The following is a 15068-nucleotide window of genomic DNA, read 5'->3' as shown; positions in this document are numbered from 1 at the left end:
TCATGAGATCGGGAGGTGCGTGTGCCGGGTTTCACGCATCTGCACACCGTCTCCGGATTCTCCGCCCGCTACGGCGCCTCCCACCCGGAGCGGCTGGCCGAGCGTGCCGTCGAGCGGGACATGGACGCCCTCGCCCTCACCGACCGCGACACCCTCGCGGGCACGGTCCGCTTCGCCAAGGCCTGCGCGAAGGCGGGCGTCCGCCCGCTGTTCGGCGCGGACCTGGCGGTGGCCGCCCCCGAGCCCGAAGCGGACCGCACGGAGACCTCCGTACGCCGGGACCGACGCCGTGTCCCCGTGCGTGGAGGCGCCTTCGTCGACGAGTCGGCCCCGCGAGTGACCTTCCTCGCCCGGGACGGCGCCCGCGGCTGGGCCGACCTGTGCCGACTGGTGTCCGCCGCCCACACCGCGCCGGACACACCCCTGCTCTCCTGGGCCGACAACCACGCCGACGGCCTGACCGTCCTGCTCGGTCCCGACTCCGACGTCGGCCGCGCCCTCGCCGCGGGCCGCCCCGACCGGGCTGCCCGGCTCCTCGCCCCCTGGCGGGAGGTCTACGGCGACGCCCTGCGCCTGGAGGCCGTCTGGCACGGCCGTGAAGGGACCGGCCCCGGCTCCCTGCGCCTGGCCGCCCGCACCGTCGGCTTCGCCGCCGAGCAGGGCATCCGGCCGGTGCTCGCCAACGCCGTCCGCTACGCCGACCCCGGCCAGGGCCCGGTCGCCGACGTCCTGGACGCCGCCCGCCGCCTGGTCCCGATCGACGCCACCAAGGAACTGGACTCCGGCGAGGCCTGGCTCAAGGACGCGGATGCCATGCGGCACGCCGCCGAGCGGATCGTCGAGTCCGCGGGCTTCCGGCGCGACACGGCCCACCGCCTGCTGGAGCAGACACGGGCGACGGCCGCCGAGTGCCTGGTCGACCCCGAGGACGACCTCGGCATGGGCGCCGTCCACTTCCCCGAACCGCACCTCGTGGGCGCCGGCCGCCGCACCGCCCAGCGCGCGCTCGCCTCCCGGGCGGCGGCGGGCATGGTGCTGCGCGGCTACGACCGGCGCCGCGTGTACTGGGAGCGGATGCACCACGAGCTGGACATCATCGCCCACCACGGCTTCGCCTCGTACTTCCTCACCGTCGCCCAGGTCGTGGACGACGTACGGCACATGGGCATCCGGGTCGCCGCGCGCGGCTCCGGCGCGGGCTCGCTCGTCAACCACCTCCTCGGCATCGCGCACGCCGACCCGGTCGAGCACGGGCTGCTGATGGAGCGGTTCCTGTCCAAGGAGCGGGTGGTGCTGCCCGACATCGACATCGATGTGGAGTCCGCCCGCCGCCTGGAGGTCTACCGGGCGATCATCGGCCGCTTCGGCACCGAGCGGGTCGCCACGGTCGCCATGCCGGAGACGTACCGGGTGCGCCACGCCATCCGCGACGTCGGCGCCGCCCTGTCCATGGACCCGGCCGAGATCGACCGTGTCGCCAAGTCCTTCCCGCACATCCGCGCCCGCGACGCCCGCGCGGCGCTCGATGAACTGCCCGAGCTGAAGGAACTGGCGGGGGAGCGGGAGAGGTACGGCAAGCTCTGGGAGCTGGTCGAGGGCCTCGACGCCCTCCCGCGCGGTGTCGCCATGCACCCCTGCGGAGTGCTCCTCTCCGACGCCTCCCTGCTCTCCCGTACGCCGGTCATGCCGACCAGCGGCGAGGGCTTCCCCATGGCGCAGTTCGACAAGGACGACGTCGAGGACCTCGGGCTGCTCAAGCTGGACGTGCTCGGTGTGCGGATGCAGTCGGCGATGGCGCACGCGGTCGCCGAGGTGAAGCGGGCGTCGGGCACCGAGGTCGACCTGGACGCGGTGCCGGACGGCGATCCGGCGACGTACCGGGTGATCCGCTCCGCCGAGACGCTGGGCTGCTTCCAGATCGAGTCGCCGGGGCAGCGGGACCTGGTCGGGAGGCTCCAACCGGCCACCTTCCACGATCTCGTCGTCGACATCTCGCTCTTCAGGCCCGGTCCGGTCGCCGCCGACATGGTGCGGCCGTTCATCGAGGCCCGGCACGGGCGGGCGCCGGTGCGCTACCCGCACGAGGACCTGTCGGAGCCGCTGGAGGGCACGTACGGGGTCGTCGTCTTCCACGAGCAGATCATCGACATCGTGGACATCATGACCGGCTGCGGGCGCGGTGAGGCGGACCGGGTGCGGCGCGGGCTGTCCGACCCGGAGTCGCAGGGGCGGATCAAGGTGTGGTTCGCGCAGCACGCGACGGCGAACGGCTACGACGCGGAAACGATTCAGCGGACCTGGGAGATCGTCGAGGCCTTCGGCTCGTACGGCTTCTGCAAGGCGCACGCGGTCGCCTTCGCCGTCCCCACCTACCAGTCGGCGTGGCTGAAGGCCCATCACCCGGCCGCCTTCTACGCCGGTCTGCTCACGCACGACCCCGGCATGTATCCCAAGCGGCTGCTGCTGGCGGACGCGCGGCGGCGCGGGGTGCCGATCCTGCCGTTGGACGTGAACAAGTCGGGGGTCGCACACGAGATCGAACTGGTGTCTGAATCACGGGAGTCCCGTCGGCCGAAGGTGTGGGGCCTCCGTCTCGCCCTCTCGGACGTGCACGGCATCAGCGAGGCCGAGGCGGGGCGGATCACCGAGGGGCAGCCGTACGCCTCCCTGCTCGACTTCTGGGAACGGGCCCGCCCCAGCAGGCCGCTGGCCGGACGGCTCGCCCAGGTCGGCGCGCTGGACGCGTTCGGCGCCAACCGCCGCGACCTGCAACTGCACCTGACCGAACTGCACCGCGGCGCCCGAGCCGGACGCGGCGACCAGCTCCCCCTGTCCGGCGGACGCAGGACCGCCTCCGCCGGGCTGCCCGACCTCACCTCGGCGGAGAAACTCAGCGCCGAACTGGGCGTGCTCTCCATGGACGCCTCGCGCAACCTGATGGACGACCACCGCACCTTCCTGGACGAGCTGGGCGTCATGTCGGCCAAGCGGCTGCGCGAGGCCCGGCACGGGGAGACGGTGCTGGTCGCGGGCGCCAAGGCGGCCACCCAGACACCACCGATCCGCTCCGGCCGCCGGGTCATCTTCTCCACCCTGGACGACGGCACCGGCCTGGTCGACCTCGCCTTCTTCGACGACTCGCACGACGCCTGCGCGCACACCGTCTTCCACTCCTGGCTGCTGCTGGTGCGCGGGGTGGTGCAACGGCGCGGCCCGCGCAGCCTCAGCGTGGTGGGCTCCGCCGCCTGGAACCTCGCCGACCTGCTGGAGGTGCGCCGGGAGGAGGGGCTGGAGGGCGTCGCGGCCCGGCTGGCCGGTACGGGCACAAGCCAGGGCGACGATCCGGAGGGCGGCCCGACGCGCAGACGCCTGGCCGGTTCGGACGGGCAGCCCGCGCCGACGGGTTCCGCGGCCCAGGACCCGATGGAGCGGCAGCGGAGCATCCGCATGCCCACGGGGTACGAGATGCATCCATGGGCCGATCTGCGCCCCGCGGGCGAAGGGTCCGCGGTGGGAAGGAAGTTGTGGCACCAGAGTCCGGGGAGTGCGGGATGACCATTCTCTGCGTACGTTTCCAGCTGCCGCCCATGTACGAGGCGGCCCTGCCTCAGCTGCTGGGGTTGCTGGAGGAGTTCACGCCGGTCGTCGAGGCGCTGCCGCCGGACGGGGCGCTGGCCGACCTGCGGGGCGCCGAGCGGTACTTCGGGCGCGACGCCGTGGAACTGGCCTCGGTGATCCGCGTCCGCGCCCTCGCGCTGTACGGCGTCGACTGCGTGATCGGCGCCGGGCCGAGCCCGATGCCGGCCCGCATGGCCCTGCGGGACGCCCGGCCGGGGCTGACCCGCGCGGTACCGGAGGGCGCGGTGGCGGAGTTCCTCGCCGGCAAGCCCGTCGCCGCGCTGCCCGGCGTCGGCGCCGCGACCGCCCGCACACTGTGCGAGTACGGCCTCGACACCCTCGGCCGGGTCGCCGCCGCGCCCCTGTCCACGCTCCAGCGCCTGGTCGGCGCGAAGACCGGCCGCGAGCTGCACGAGAAGGCGAACGGCGTCGACCGCGGCCGGGTCGTCCCCAACGGCGTCTCCCGGTCCCTGGCCGCCGACCGCCCCTTCGACCGCGACGAACTCGACCCCGGCCGCCACCGCCGCGCCCTGCTGTCGGCCGCTGAGGAACTGGGCACCCGGCTGCGCGCCGTGGACAAGATCTGCCGCACCCTGACCCTCACCGTGCGCTACGCCGACCGGTCGGCCACCACCCGCAGCCGCACCCTGAAGGAGCCGACCGCGCACTCGGCGGCGCTGACGCGGACCGCGTACGACATGTACGAGGCGCTCGGCCTCCAGCGCGCCCGGGTCCGCTCGATCGCCCTGCGCGCCGAGGGTCTCGCCCCCGCCGAGCAGGCCTCCCATCAGCTCACCTTCGACCCCGTGGACGAGAAGGTCCGCCGGATCGAGGAGGTCGCGGACCGCGCGCGGGCGAAGTTCGGGCCGAGGGCGGTGATGCCGGGGTCGCTGGCGGCGTGAGGCCCCCGCGGGTCAGTTGGCCCACGGGGGAGTGATCCGGGTGCCGTCGGCCAGCTCCGCCTCCAGGCCGACGGAGGTGGTGACCCAGGAGGTCGCGGTCCGGTCGGTCGGGTTCTCGACGGCGAGGGTCGCCCCCGGGTTGATGATCACCGTGTCGCCCGCGGTGACGCGCTCGGTGCGGCCGTCGAGGGTGATCAGCAGTTCGCCGGTGAGCAGGTGGAAGATCTCCTCCCGGTTGACGGTGTGCGCGGGCGCCTTCGTGCCTGCCGGGATCTCGCCCCGCCAGGCGCACAGCTCCTTGCTGCCGCTGCGCGGGGTGGCGTACGAGACGAAACGGGCGCCGTGGATCTCGTGGGTCACGGCTTCGGACGAGCGGACGACGGGCATGGCGGACTCCTGCCGGCGGGGGTCTGGTCAAGCACTTTTAGTCAAGTGATTTGACCAAGTTGTCGGCCTCTATGGTCAAGCTACTTGACCAATTCGTCAAGGGTGTTTCAATGCCCCCGTGCAGAACTCCGACGCCATGGCCTTGTCCGCCGCCGTGCTCGCCGCTGCGGGCGGGCTGACGCAGCGCATCCACGAGGGTGTCGTCGCTCGTGGCTTCGAAGGGCTGCGGCCCGCCCACGGCTTCGCCTTCGCCCGGCTGGCCCCGGACGGCGCGACGGTCACCGACCTCGCCGCGCACCTCGGAATGACCAAGCAGGCCGCCAGTCAGCTCGTCGACGAGCTGGTCCGCAAGGGGTACGCCGAACGCCGGCCGCACCCCGCCGACGCGCGGGCCCGGCTGGTCGTGCTGACCGAGTCGGGGTGGGCCTGCACGCGGGCCGCGGAGGAGGCGGCGGCGGAGGCCGTGCGCGCGTGGGTCGACGTGCTCGGTGAGGGAGAGGTCCACGCGCTGCGCGACCGTCTGCTGCGGGTCGCGCCCAACGGGCCCGTGCGGCCCGCCTGGTGAGCCACAGCCACCCGCGGTCTTCGGCTGCTGGCGAGGCGCACGGCACGCCGAGCGGGGCCTGTCCGGCCTGAGCCGCCGGACAGACCCCGCGTTCCCCCGCGTCCTGGGTCAGGCGCTGTGCCGGCCCCCGGCCGTGGCCCGTCGGCGGACCGACGCGAACATGACGGCCGCGCCGACCGCCAGGGCGGCGGCGCCACCGACGGCGATGTAGGGCGTGGTGCTGTCCCCGCCGGTCTCGGCGAGGTTCTCGGTGCCCGCGCCGGCGGCCTTGACCTGGTTGGGCTCGCCACCGGCGGCGGGCGTCGCGGTGTCCTCCGCCGCCCCGGCCGCTGCCTCGGTCCCCGCCTCGTCGGACGCCTCGTCCGGGGCGGCCGGGTCCGTCGGGTCCGTCGTCGTCCCGGCGTCCTGGTCACCGTGGCCGTTGTGCTCGATCGTCGACTTGTCGGCCGCGGCCGCGATCTGCTCGTCCGACGGGGCGGAGGCCTCGGGCGCCGGTGCGGCGCCGTCCGCGGAGTCGCCCTTCGCGGAGTCGCCGCTCCCGGCGGCGCCGTTGTCGCCGCCGAAGGAGATGTCGGAGCAGGAGTAGAACGCCTCCGGACTGTCAGAGCGCTGCCACACCGCGTACAGCAGGTGCTTGCCGGAACGCTCGGGGAGGGTCCCGGAGAAGGTGTAGAAACCGCCGGAGGCGGCCGGGTCGGTGACCGTGGCGACCGGGGCGGACAGGTCCAGGTCGCCCCAGCCCAGCGGCCCCGCCGGGTCGTAACCGGGCTTGGTGATGTACACCTTGAAGGTGCCCTTGTGCGGGGCCGTCACGCGGTACTTGAAGGTGTACGAGCCGCTGCTCACGCTGGTCGCGGGCCAGTCGGCGCGGGCCAGGTCCATGCCCTTGAAGGCCGGGTCGTTGGCGCTGCACAGCTTGCCGTCCGGGATCAGCTCCTGGTGCTTCCCGGCGGCGTTGCCGATGCGGATGCCGTTCCAGTCGTAGAGTGCCTGGGTGCCGCCGGCCGCGACCGCCGCCTTGCACGCGTCCGACTTCGGGCTCTCCGGGCCCTCGGCGTGACACTGCGACACCCGGCTGACCGGGTCGCCCATCGAACCGTGCGCGGCCGCGGGGGCGGCGGCCAGCGTGGTCAGGGCGAGCGGGGCGAGGCCGGCGACGGCGACGGCGGCGACCTTGCGGGACGCGGACGGTGCGGGCATGGGGAACTCCTCGAAACGGTCTCTGGGACGTGGGGACTTGGGCCGAGAACCCGTGGGGTGATCAGCAAACTAGCCCCAAGAAACCGTGGAATCGCCTGCTGGCGGCGGGTGAGGGAGATCCTTATGGTCGCGTTAAGGGAGTGCTCAGGCTGCGCTGAGGTAGCTACCGTTCGCGGCATGGCACGAGAACGAGAAGAGCGGGTCAGGCAGGCGGTCGCCGCCGACCTGCCGGCGGTGAGGGCCGTCACCGACGCCGCGTACCGCCCCTACACCGAGCGCATCGGGGTGGTGCCGCAGCCGATGGAGGCGGATCACGCGGCGAACGTGGCCGCGGGGAAGGTGTTCGTCACGGAAGCCTCGGGCGAGCCCGTGGCGGGCCTCGTGGGCCTCGTGGGCGTCGTGGGTCTCGTCGTCGTGGAGGAGTTCGCCGACCACCTCTTCCTCGACAGCATCGCCGTCCACCCCGACGCGCACGGCAGGGGCGTGGGGCGGCGGCTGCTGCGGTTCGTGGACGCACACGCGCGTGCGCTGGGCCTGCCCGAGGTCAGGCTCTACACGAACGCGTTGATGTGGGAGAACCAGGAGATCTACCCGAAGTACGGGTACCAGCTCGTGGAACGCCGAGTGGACGGGCCCTACGACCGCGTCCACTACCGTAAGCGACTGCTCTGACGCGTCTCATGACGTCACCGGCCCGGTCAGTTGTCCGGCCACCACGTGCGCGCGATGTCCTTGCGGACCTCCGGGCGTCCCGAGGGGCGCTCGTCGGCCTCCTCACGGACTCGGCGGGCGTCGGTCTTCTTCAGGGGCTTCTGCACGGTCAGACGGCGCATGGCTGCCTCCTTACGGATCCACCGGGTTCCGCGTTCTCACGGAGGTAGACCCTTTCCCCGAGAGTTACTCATCGATGCATGGCTGTCAGTGGCGGTTGTCACGATCCGGTGTCCCGATCCCGTTGTCAGTGGCGGGTGTCACTCTGGGCGGCATGGCGAACCACAGTGACGAGACGACCGCGCCGGGTATCGACTGGGACGCGCAGGCCGCCGTCTTCGACGACGAACCGGACCACGGTCTGCGCGACGCGGACGTGCGCCGGGCCTGGGCGGCCCGGCTGGCGTCATGGCTGCCCGCGCGGGCCGGCGACGTCCTCGACCTGGGGTGCGGCACCGGCAGCCTGTCGCTCCTCGCGGCCGAGCGGGGACACCGCGTCACAGGCGTCGACCTGTCCCCGGCCATGGTGGCGCTGGCCCGGGCCAAACTCGCCGGCCGTGACGCGGTGTTTCTCACCGGTGACGCGGCGGCACCGCCGGTGGGCGAGCAGCGCTTCGACGCCGTGCTGGTCCGGCACGTGCTGTGGACGCTGCCCGACCCCGGCCCGGTCCTGCGGCACTGGCGGGAGTTGCTGCGTCCCGGAGGGCGGCTGGTCCTGGTCGAGGGCGTGTGGGGGACCGTCGACCCGGTCGGCATGGCCGCCGACCGGCTCACCTCCCTCCTCGCCCCGCTCGCCGGTGAGGTGCGCGTGGAGCGGCTGTCGGACGACCCGTCGCTGTGGGGGAGGGAGGTGGCGGACGAGCGGTACGCGGTGGTCGCGGTACCCGGGTGAACCGGGCGCGCTATGCCAGCAGGTCCGTGAATCCGCTCCCGCGGGCCAGCCGCTCCAGTTCGTCCAACGCCGCCACGGCGGCGGCAGCGGCCGCGGGATCCCGCTCCGCCAGACCGCTCTCGGCGAACTCGTCCTCGTCCAGCCGCAGTACGTCCGTGCCGTCCGCGGAGCGCCACAGGTCCAGGTCGAGATCCTCGACGACCAGTTCCGTGCCGGTGAGCACGGCGGGGCGGGTGATGTCGCAGTACCAGCCCTTGAGCAGGCCGACCGCCGTCCGGACCTCCTTCACCGAGTACCAGCGGTCGCGCCAGTAGTATTCGGTGAAGACGTCGCCTGCCTCGAAGCGTACGAAGCCGAAGTCGCGGACACCGGCACCGGCCCAGGGGGCGCGGACCGCGAGGCGGGTGCCGTCGTCGTGCAGCAGCTCGCTCGCGTATCGGATCTTCGTACGGCCCGCCTTGACCAGGACGACGTCCACCCCGGTCGGCGACTCAGCCGAGTTCGCGGACATGACGCACCTCCGTCCCGCAGACCTCGTACCCGAGCCACTTGTTGATGGCGAGCATCGGGCCGTTGTCGGTGTCGTTGCCCGTGAACGCCTCCGTGTATCCGGCGGCACGGGCCCGGTACAGGGAGTCGGCCTTGGCGAGTTTGGCGAGACCCCGGCCGCGGTGGGTGCGGACGGTGCCGGTCATCGCGGTCGAATAGCGGGTGCCGCCGTCGGTGTAGGCGACGCTGAAGGCGACGGGGCGGCCGTCGACGACCGCGACCGTGGTCAGTTCACGGTTCAGCAGCGGGTGCCGCCAGGTCTCCGCGAGCCAGGCCTCGTAGTCCGTGAACTCGATGTCGACGTCGCTCGGTTCGTCCGCCAGCGTCTCCGCGTCCAGCTCGAACATAGGGCGGGGGTCGTCGGCGAAGTCGGCGGCAGTGCGCAGTTCGACGCCCGGGGGAGGGGACGGCAGGGGCGGGAGCGTGCCGTTCGCCAGGTCGAACCGGAGGAAGTGGGCGGAGCGCCGCCGTGCGTAGCCGTGCCGCTCGGCGAAGGCCAGGTTGGCGGGCTCGTCCAGCACCCAGGCGAACAGCTTCGTCGCCCCCTCGGTGGCGAGGTACTCCTCGGCCGTGCGCACCAGCAGCCCGCCGGCACCGCGCCGGAGGCGGTCCGGGTGGACGTAGATGTTGAGGTACGCCTGACCGGGTTCCGGGCTGTCGTGCACCAGCCCGACCTGGGCCGTGCCGATCATCTCCCCGTTCTCCTCCGCGACGAGGGACCGGCTCCTGGCGTCCGGGTGGGTGTGGAGGAGGTGGTGGATGACGGCCTCGGGCGTCCACAGGATGAACGGCAGGGCGACATGGCGGACATGGGTGAAGGCCGCGACGTCGGCCGGATCGTCGGGACGCAGGTCGCGCACAAGAACGGTCATGTGAGCGGACGCTACGGCGGGCGGGCGGTCGGATGCCTCTCATTTTCCCGGGGATGCGGGACAATCGCCGGGTGACCTTGAAGATCCACATCGACGACGGTGCCCCGCCCTACGAGCAGGTGCGCGCGCAGATCTCCGAACAGGCGCGGTCGGGGGCGCTGCCGGTCGGGTACCGGCTGCCGACCGTGCGTGGGCTGGCGGAGTCCCTGGGGCTCGCCGCGAACACGGTCGCCAAGGCGTACCGGGCGCTGGAGGGGGACGGGGTGATCGAGACGCGGGGGCGCAACGGGACGTTCGTCGCCGCCGCGGGCTCTGCGGCGGAGCGGGAGGTGGCGTCCGCCGCGCAGGTTTATGCCTCGCGGGCACGGCGGCTTGGACTCGCGGAGTCCGATGCGCTGGGCGCCGTACGTGATGCCCTGCGGGCGGCTTACGGGGACTGAGCGCCGTTTGAGCGGGGGCCGGTTCCTGCCTGCGGGTGCGTTGTGGCTGGTCGTGCAGTTCCCCGCGCCCCTTTCGGCGTTCGGGTGACCGTCAGGTCTGCCCTCTGCGCGAGTCGTGCGAACAACACGGCGTCGCGGACCGCTGCCGCGTTCGGGTCGTTGTTGAAGTACGCGTAGACGTCGTGGTCGTCCGGCCAGGTGTTCGCGATGCGGTCGACCCATGTCGCCAGGGACCGGCGGCCGTAGTGCGGCCAGGGTGCGGCTCGCCCCTGGTGGAAGCGGACGTAGCCCCAGTCGGTGGTGCGCCACAGCGGGGTGACCGGGCGGGCCCGGACGTCGGCCCAGCACAGCGCCGCGCCCCGGGACGTGAGGACGTCCCGTACCTCGGGTGTCCACCAGGACTCGTGCCGGGGCTCGACCGCGACCCGCGTGCCGGGCGGGAAGCAGGCGAGGCAGGTGTCCAGGAGGCCCGCGTCGGCGCGCAGCGTCGGCGGGAGTTGCAGCAGGACCGGGCCGAGGCGGTCGCCCAGCCCCGCCGCGTGGGTCATCAGGCGGTCGACCGGCTCCTCGGGGTCCCGCAGCCGCTTGATGTGGGTCAGGTAGCGGCTCGCCTTGACGGCGACGACGAAGTCCGCCGGGACCCGGTCGCGCCACGCCTCGAACGTCTCGCGCGTGGGCAGCCGGTAGAACGCGTTGTTGATCTCGACCGTCGCGAAGCCCGCCGCGTATCGCTCAAGCCACAGCCGTACGGGCAGGCCGGGCGGGTACAGGACGTCCCGCCAGTCCCGGTACTGCCAGCCCGACGTGCCGACGAACAGGGTCATACGCCCATCAAAACACCCGGCTCCCTCCGCTACAGGTAGAGCCCGGCCTCCGCGCCGTCCCGCGGCTCCGGCAGCGCGGTGGGCGAGGTGCCCCGGCGCAGCGCGTACAGCTCCGCCAGCGTCGCGCCCTCGCGGCCCACCCCCTCCTCGGTGCCGAGCCAGTCCACCGCCTCCCGGCGGGTCAGCGGGCCGACCTCGATGCGGGCCAGGCAGCGGCCGGGGCGGACGACGGCGGGGTGGAGGCGTTCCAGGTCCTCGTTGGTCGTGACGCCGACCAGGACGTTGCGGCCCTGGCCGAGCAGCCCGTCCGTGAGGTTCAGCAGCCGGGAGAGCGCCTGGCCCGCCGTGTGCTTGGCCTCGCCGCGGATCAGCTCGTCGCAGTCCTCCAGCAACAGCAGCCGCCAGCGGCCCTTGCCCGTCGCGTCCTCCTCGCCGATGGCGATGTCCATCAGGTAGCCCACGTCGGAGAAGAGCCGCTCGGGGTCGAGGACGCAGTCCACCTGGCACCAGTCCCGCCAGGACCGGGCGAGCGTACGCAGCGCCGACGTCTTGCCGGTGCCGGGCGGACCGTGCAGGAGCAGCAGCCGGCCCGCGATGTCCTCGGGAGTCGTCTTCATCAGGCCGTCCATGGCGTCCGCGACCGGCGCCGTGTAGTTGGCCCGGACCTCGTCCCAGGTGCCCGCGGAGATCTGCCGGGTGGTGCGGTGCGGGCCGCGCCTCGGGGAGACGTACCAGAAGCCCATCGTCACGTTCTCCGGCTGCGGCTCGGGCTCGTCCGCCGCGCCGTCCGTCGCGTCCGCGAGCACCTTCTCGGCCAGGTCGGCGCTGGTCGCCGTCACCGTGACGTCGGCGCCCCGGCTCCAGCGCGAGATCAGCAGCGTCCAGCCGTCGCCCTCCGCCAGCGTGGCGCTGCGGTCGTCGTCGCGGGCGATCCGGAGCACGCGCGCGCCGGGCGGCAGCAGCGTCGCGCCGGACCGTACGCGGTCGATGTTCGCCGCGTGCGAGTACGGCTGCTCGCCCGTGGCGAAACGGCCGAGGAACAGCGCGTCGACGACATCGGACGGGGAGTCGCTGTCGTCGACGTTGAGCCGGATCGGCAGGGCCTCGTGCGGGTTCACGGACATGCCGCCATGATCCGGCACACGGCCGCCGCGTGCACCCGGTTTCCCGGGCACACGCGGCACCCGTGACGCGGGGCGGCCGACGGCCGGCGGATCAGGCGCCGGCCCCCGGCATCCGCCCCCGCACCCGCCGTGCCCCGCGGAGCACGGCGTACCCCTTGGTGAGGGCCCGGTCCCGGACGAAGGTACGGGCGATCGCGCGGCCCTCGACCAGCCGGGCGAACTCGTCGGCCCCCGTGCCGCGGCGCACGGTGACCCGCCGCAGGGCGTACGGCCCTTGGGCGCGGCGCGCCAGGCCGTTGCCGACGGCGAGCGCCTGCGCGTACCCCGTCTCGCGCACCGCCCGCCGCACCCGGCGGTCGGAGTACCCGTAGGGGTAGGCAAACGAGACTGGTACGGGGCCCAGTTGGTCGGCGACGATCTCCTTGCAGTGGATCAGCTCGAACCGCAACCGCTGCTCGCCGAGTTGATCGAGCTGCGGATGGGTGTGGCTGTGCCCGCCGATCTCCACGCCGGCGGCGGCCAGTTCGCGGACCTGGTCCCAGTCGAGCATGGTGTCCAGGGCGCCCCCGGTGTCGTACGGGCCGCGCAGCCAGCCGGTCGTGACGAACAGGGTGGCCGGGAAGCCGTGCTTGGCCAGGGTGGGCAGGGCGTGCCGGTGCACCCCCTCGTAGCCGTCGTCGAAGGTGATGAGGACGGGCCGCTTCGGCAGCGGCCGGCCGGAGCGCCACGCCGCGGCCAGCTCCGCGGTGCCGATCGGGGTGCGGCCCCGGTCGGCGATCGCCGCCATCTGCTCGGCGAACGCCTCCGGGGTCACCGACAGCGCGCGGGTCGCGTCGTTCGGGTCGGCCGCGACCGCGTGGTACATGAGGATCGGCACGCGCGCGTCGTACTCCTCGTACTCCTCAGCCATACGCGCCCCCCTCGACCGGCGCCACGGAGAACGTCGCCCCGCCGCGCCGCGCCCGAACGCTCCCCACCACGTAGCCGCCCGCCGCCGTGAGCACCCCGGCGACGATCGCGCCCGCCCGTCCCGCGCCACCGGGCCGGGCCAGTACGGCGTCCCGCAGTCCGCGCACCACACCGGCGGGCAGGACCCGGGTGGCGTACCGGCGTTCGGACTCCAGGCCTTTGTCCGCGCCGACGCTGCGCGCCACCAGGGCCTTGGACAGGCCCTCGGCGTAGGCGCGGGTACGGAAGTAGCCGAAGTGCTCGCGCGCCTCGGGCACCCGGTGGTGGATCACCGCGCGGTCGTCGATCAGCAGCACGGCGTCGGGCCGGGCGCGGGAGAGCCGGATGCACAGCTCGGTCTCCTCGCAGCCCAGCGGGCGCTTGTCGCCGTCGCGCCCGATTCCGGTGGCGAAGCCGCCCGCCGCGTCGAACGCGTCGCGCCGGAAGGAGGCGTTCCCGCCCAGCACGTTGCGCACCCGGACCCGGCCGGGCGGCAGGCCCCGGTACGTGCAGCCCACCACCCAGTCGAACTCCTCCGGGAACCAGTCGGGCCGGCGCCCCGACGCCCAGATCGGCACCGTGCGCCCGCCGACGGCGACGACCGCCGGGTCGGCGTACCCCTCGGCGAAGTGCCTCAGCCAGTCGCGCTCGGCCACGGCGTCGTCGTCGAGGAAGGCGATCACCTCCCCGCGCGAGGCGGCGATGCCGGTGTTGCGTCCGGCGGACAGACCGCGGGGGCCCGCGTTGGCGAGCACCCGCACGTCCCGCGTCTCCTTGTACTCCTTCAGCAGCCGGTCCCGGAGCGCTTCGTTGTGGTCGACGACCAGCAGCGTCTCCCGGGCCGGGTGGGACTGCGCCCGTACCGAGGAGACCGCCGCGAGGATGTCCTCCCAGCGGTCCTCGGTGTAGACGCAGATCACGACGGAGATCGTGAGTGAGGCCGTGCGTGACGCCGTGATCGATGCCGTGAGTGAGGCGTCGGTACCGCTCAAGACGCCTTCCTCCGGACCGGGACGGCCGGGACGGCCGGGACGACGGGGACGGCCGAGCCGACCGAGGCGAGCGTCGGCGCGTGCGTACGGCTGCGCAGCGCGCGCCGGTTGGAGCGCTCGTCGAGGATGACTCTGAGCACCCGCAGCCCGTCCCGCACGGCGCGCAGGTTGCTGACGCCGTGGATGCGCAGGTACTCGTGGCTGGGTATCTCCTGGACCTTCAGGCCGGCCTTGACGACCCGGATGTTCATCAGGGTCTCGACCTCGAAGCCGGTGCAGTCGAGGTCGATCTTGTCCAGGCAGTGCCGCCAGAAGGCGTTGTAGCCGTAGCAGAGGTCGGTGTAGCGGGCGCCGAACTTCCGGTTGACCACCGCACACAGGGCGCGGTTGCCGAGCTTGCGGATGAAAGTCATGTCGTCGGTGCCGCCGCCGTTGGCGAAGCGGGAGCCCTTGGCGAAGTCGGCGCCGGAGACGAGGGCGGAGACGTAGGACACGATCTCCTGGCCGTCGGCCGAACCGTCGGCGTCGACCATCACGATGATGTCGCCGGTACACGCCTTGAAACCGGTGATCAGCGCGTCCCCCTTGCCCTTGCCGCGCTGCTCGACGACCTTGACGTCCGGCCACAGCTCCCGGGCGACCTCGACGGTGTTGTCCGTGGAGTTGCCGTCCACGAGGACGACCTCGTGGACCCAGTCGGGCAGTGTCTTGAAGACGTAGGGAAGGTTCTCCGCCTCGTTCATGGCGGGTATCACCACGCTCACCGGCGGAGCTATCGCCAGATGCGAGGAGACGGGCCGGTACTTCTCGGCCGGTGACGGATCGGATGTCTGATCGGATGTCTGACCGGCTGACTGACCGGCTGACGGATCGTTGCTCGTCGACGCCGGCTGCAGGACTGAGCTCATGAGTCTGTTCCCTCTCGTCCGGCGGACCGCCCGCCCCAGGGGCGGTCCGGCTCTGTATCCGGTTCGAAAGGGGGGTTATCACCCACGGCGCGACGGCATGGATCTCCGTGCGTGCCAGGTGAGCTGGCGAAGCCTG

General features: G+C 73.0%; 16 protein-coding genes. 6 read left to right on the top strand and 10 right to left on the bottom strand.

Annotation, left to right across the window (positions count from 1 at the left end):
* The first annotated feature begins 21 nt into the window (after positions 1-21).
* Complete coding sequence (locus ACFCZF_RS33425) at positions 22-3555, top strand: DNA polymerase III subunit alpha (protein WP_376674819.1); 3534 nt, start codon at positions 22-24, stop codon at positions 3553-3555.
* A complete protein-coding gene (locus tag ACFCZF_RS33420) occupies positions 3552-4520 on the top strand; it encodes a hypothetical protein (protein WP_376674818.1) in 969 nt (322 codons plus the stop codon). The genes ACFCZF_RS33425 and ACFCZF_RS33420 overlap by 4 nt, the downstream gene beginning before the upstream one ends.
* A 12-nt stretch (positions 4521-4532) precedes the next feature.
* Here the strand turns inward: ACFCZF_RS33420 and ACFCZF_RS33415 are convergent, their stop codons facing one another.
* Positions 4533-4907, bottom strand: a complete 375-nt coding sequence (locus ACFCZF_RS33415; RefSeq protein ID WP_310874113.1) for a cupin domain-containing protein — start codon at positions 4905-4907, stop codon at positions 4533-4535.
* 118 nt (positions 4908-5025) lie between these two features.
* Between ACFCZF_RS33415 and ACFCZF_RS33410 the strand changes: the two genes are divergently transcribed.
* Complete coding sequence (locus tag ACFCZF_RS33410) at positions 5026-5472, top strand: MarR family winged helix-turn-helix transcriptional regulator (RefSeq protein ID WP_310874114.1); 447 nt, start codon at positions 5026-5028, stop codon at positions 5470-5472.
* Between the two features lie 108 nt (positions 5473-5580).
* Here the strand turns inward: ACFCZF_RS33410 and ACFCZF_RS33405 are convergent, their stop codons facing one another.
* On the bottom strand, positions 5581-6672 hold the full coding sequence (locus ACFCZF_RS33405; protein WP_376674817.1) for a lytic polysaccharide monooxygenase: 1092 nt from the start codon (positions 6670-6672) through the stop codon (positions 5581-5583).
* A gap of 177 nt (positions 6673-6849) precedes the next feature.
* On the opposite strand from ACFCZF_RS33405, the gene ACFCZF_RS33400 reads away from it, so the two are divergent.
* Positions 6850-7344, top strand: a complete 495-nt coding sequence (locus ACFCZF_RS33400; protein ID WP_376674816.1) for a GNAT family N-acetyltransferase — start codon at positions 6850-6852, stop codon at positions 7342-7344.
* Between the two features lie 26 nt (positions 7345-7370).
* Here ACFCZF_RS33400 and ACFCZF_RS33395 read toward each other — a convergent pair whose 3' ends face one another.
* Positions 7371-7505: a hypothetical protein gene (locus ACFCZF_RS33395; protein WP_121746099.1), complete on the bottom strand. Its 135-nt coding sequence runs from the start codon at positions 7503-7505 to the stop codon at positions 7371-7373.
* 152 nt (positions 7506-7657) lie between these two features.
* On the opposite strand from ACFCZF_RS33395, the gene ACFCZF_RS33390 reads away from it, so the two are divergent.
* Positions 7658-8275, top strand: coding sequence for a class I SAM-dependent methyltransferase (locus tag ACFCZF_RS33390; RefSeq protein WP_376674815.1), 618 nt, complete (start codon positions 7658-7660; stop codon positions 8273-8275).
* A gap of 10 nt (positions 8276-8285) precedes the next feature.
* Here ACFCZF_RS33390 and ACFCZF_RS33385 read toward each other — a convergent pair whose 3' ends face one another.
* Together ACFCZF_RS33385 and ACFCZF_RS33380 are read right to left on the bottom strand one after the other, a co-directional pair.
* Complete coding sequence (locus tag ACFCZF_RS33385) at positions 8286-8786, bottom strand: DUF402 domain-containing protein (RefSeq protein WP_376674814.1); 501 nt, start codon at positions 8784-8786, stop codon at positions 8286-8288.
* Positions 8767-9696, bottom strand: coding sequence for a GNAT family N-acetyltransferase (locus tag ACFCZF_RS33380; protein ID WP_376674813.1), 930 nt, complete (start codon positions 9694-9696; stop codon positions 8767-8769). The genes ACFCZF_RS33385 and ACFCZF_RS33380 overlap by 20 nt, the downstream gene beginning before the upstream one ends.
* A 71-nt stretch (positions 9697-9767) precedes the next feature.
* Between ACFCZF_RS33380 and ACFCZF_RS33375 the strand changes: the two genes are divergently transcribed.
* Positions 9768-10136, top strand: coding sequence for a GntR family transcriptional regulator (locus tag ACFCZF_RS33375; protein WP_376674812.1), 369 nt, complete (start codon positions 9768-9770; stop codon positions 10134-10136).
* Here ACFCZF_RS33375 and ACFCZF_RS33370 read toward each other — a convergent pair.
* The 5 genes from ACFCZF_RS33370 to ACFCZF_RS33350 all read right to left on the bottom strand — a co-directional run bounded on the left by ACFCZF_RS33370 (position 10124) and on the right by ACFCZF_RS33350 (position 14932).
* Entirely contained in the window at positions 10124-10960 is an 837-nt protein-coding gene (locus tag ACFCZF_RS33370) for a DUF72 domain-containing protein (RefSeq protein ID WP_376674811.1), read from the bottom strand. The genes ACFCZF_RS33375 and ACFCZF_RS33370 overlap by 13 nt on opposite strands.
* Positions 10961-10989: 29 nt before the next feature.
* Positions 10990-12084 (bottom strand): DUF5925 domain-containing protein, encoded by a 1095-nt coding sequence (locus tag ACFCZF_RS33365; RefSeq protein WP_376674810.1) that lies wholly within the window; start codon positions 12082-12084, stop codon positions 10990-10992.
* Between the two features lie 91 nt (positions 12085-12175).
* Positions 12176-12994, bottom strand: a complete 819-nt coding sequence (locus ACFCZF_RS33360; RefSeq protein ID WP_376674809.1) for a polysaccharide deacetylase family protein — start codon at positions 12992-12994, stop codon at positions 12176-12178.
* The gene (locus ACFCZF_RS33355; RefSeq protein ID WP_376674830.1) at positions 12987-13961 is read right to left on the bottom strand and encodes a glycosyltransferase family 2 protein; all 975 of its coding nucleotides are present in this window, start codon (positions 13959-13961) and stop codon (positions 12987-12989) included. The genes ACFCZF_RS33360 and ACFCZF_RS33355 overlap by 8 nt, the downstream gene beginning before the upstream one ends.
* A gap of 59 nt (positions 13962-14020) precedes the next feature.
* Positions 14021-14932, bottom strand: a complete 912-nt coding sequence (locus tag ACFCZF_RS33350) for a glycosyltransferase family 2 protein (RefSeq protein ID WP_376674808.1) — start codon at positions 14930-14932, stop codon at positions 14021-14023.
* Positions 14933-15068 lie beyond the last annotated feature (136 nt).

This window comes from Streptomyces sp. NPDC056296 (assembly GCF_042268605.1).
In the GTDB taxonomy this organism is placed as follows: domain Bacteria; phylum Actinomycetota; class Actinomycetes; order Streptomycetales; family Streptomycetaceae; genus Streptomyces.
Note: the sequence above shows the minus strand (reverse complement) of the source record. Positions and strands in the feature narration are given on the sequence as shown.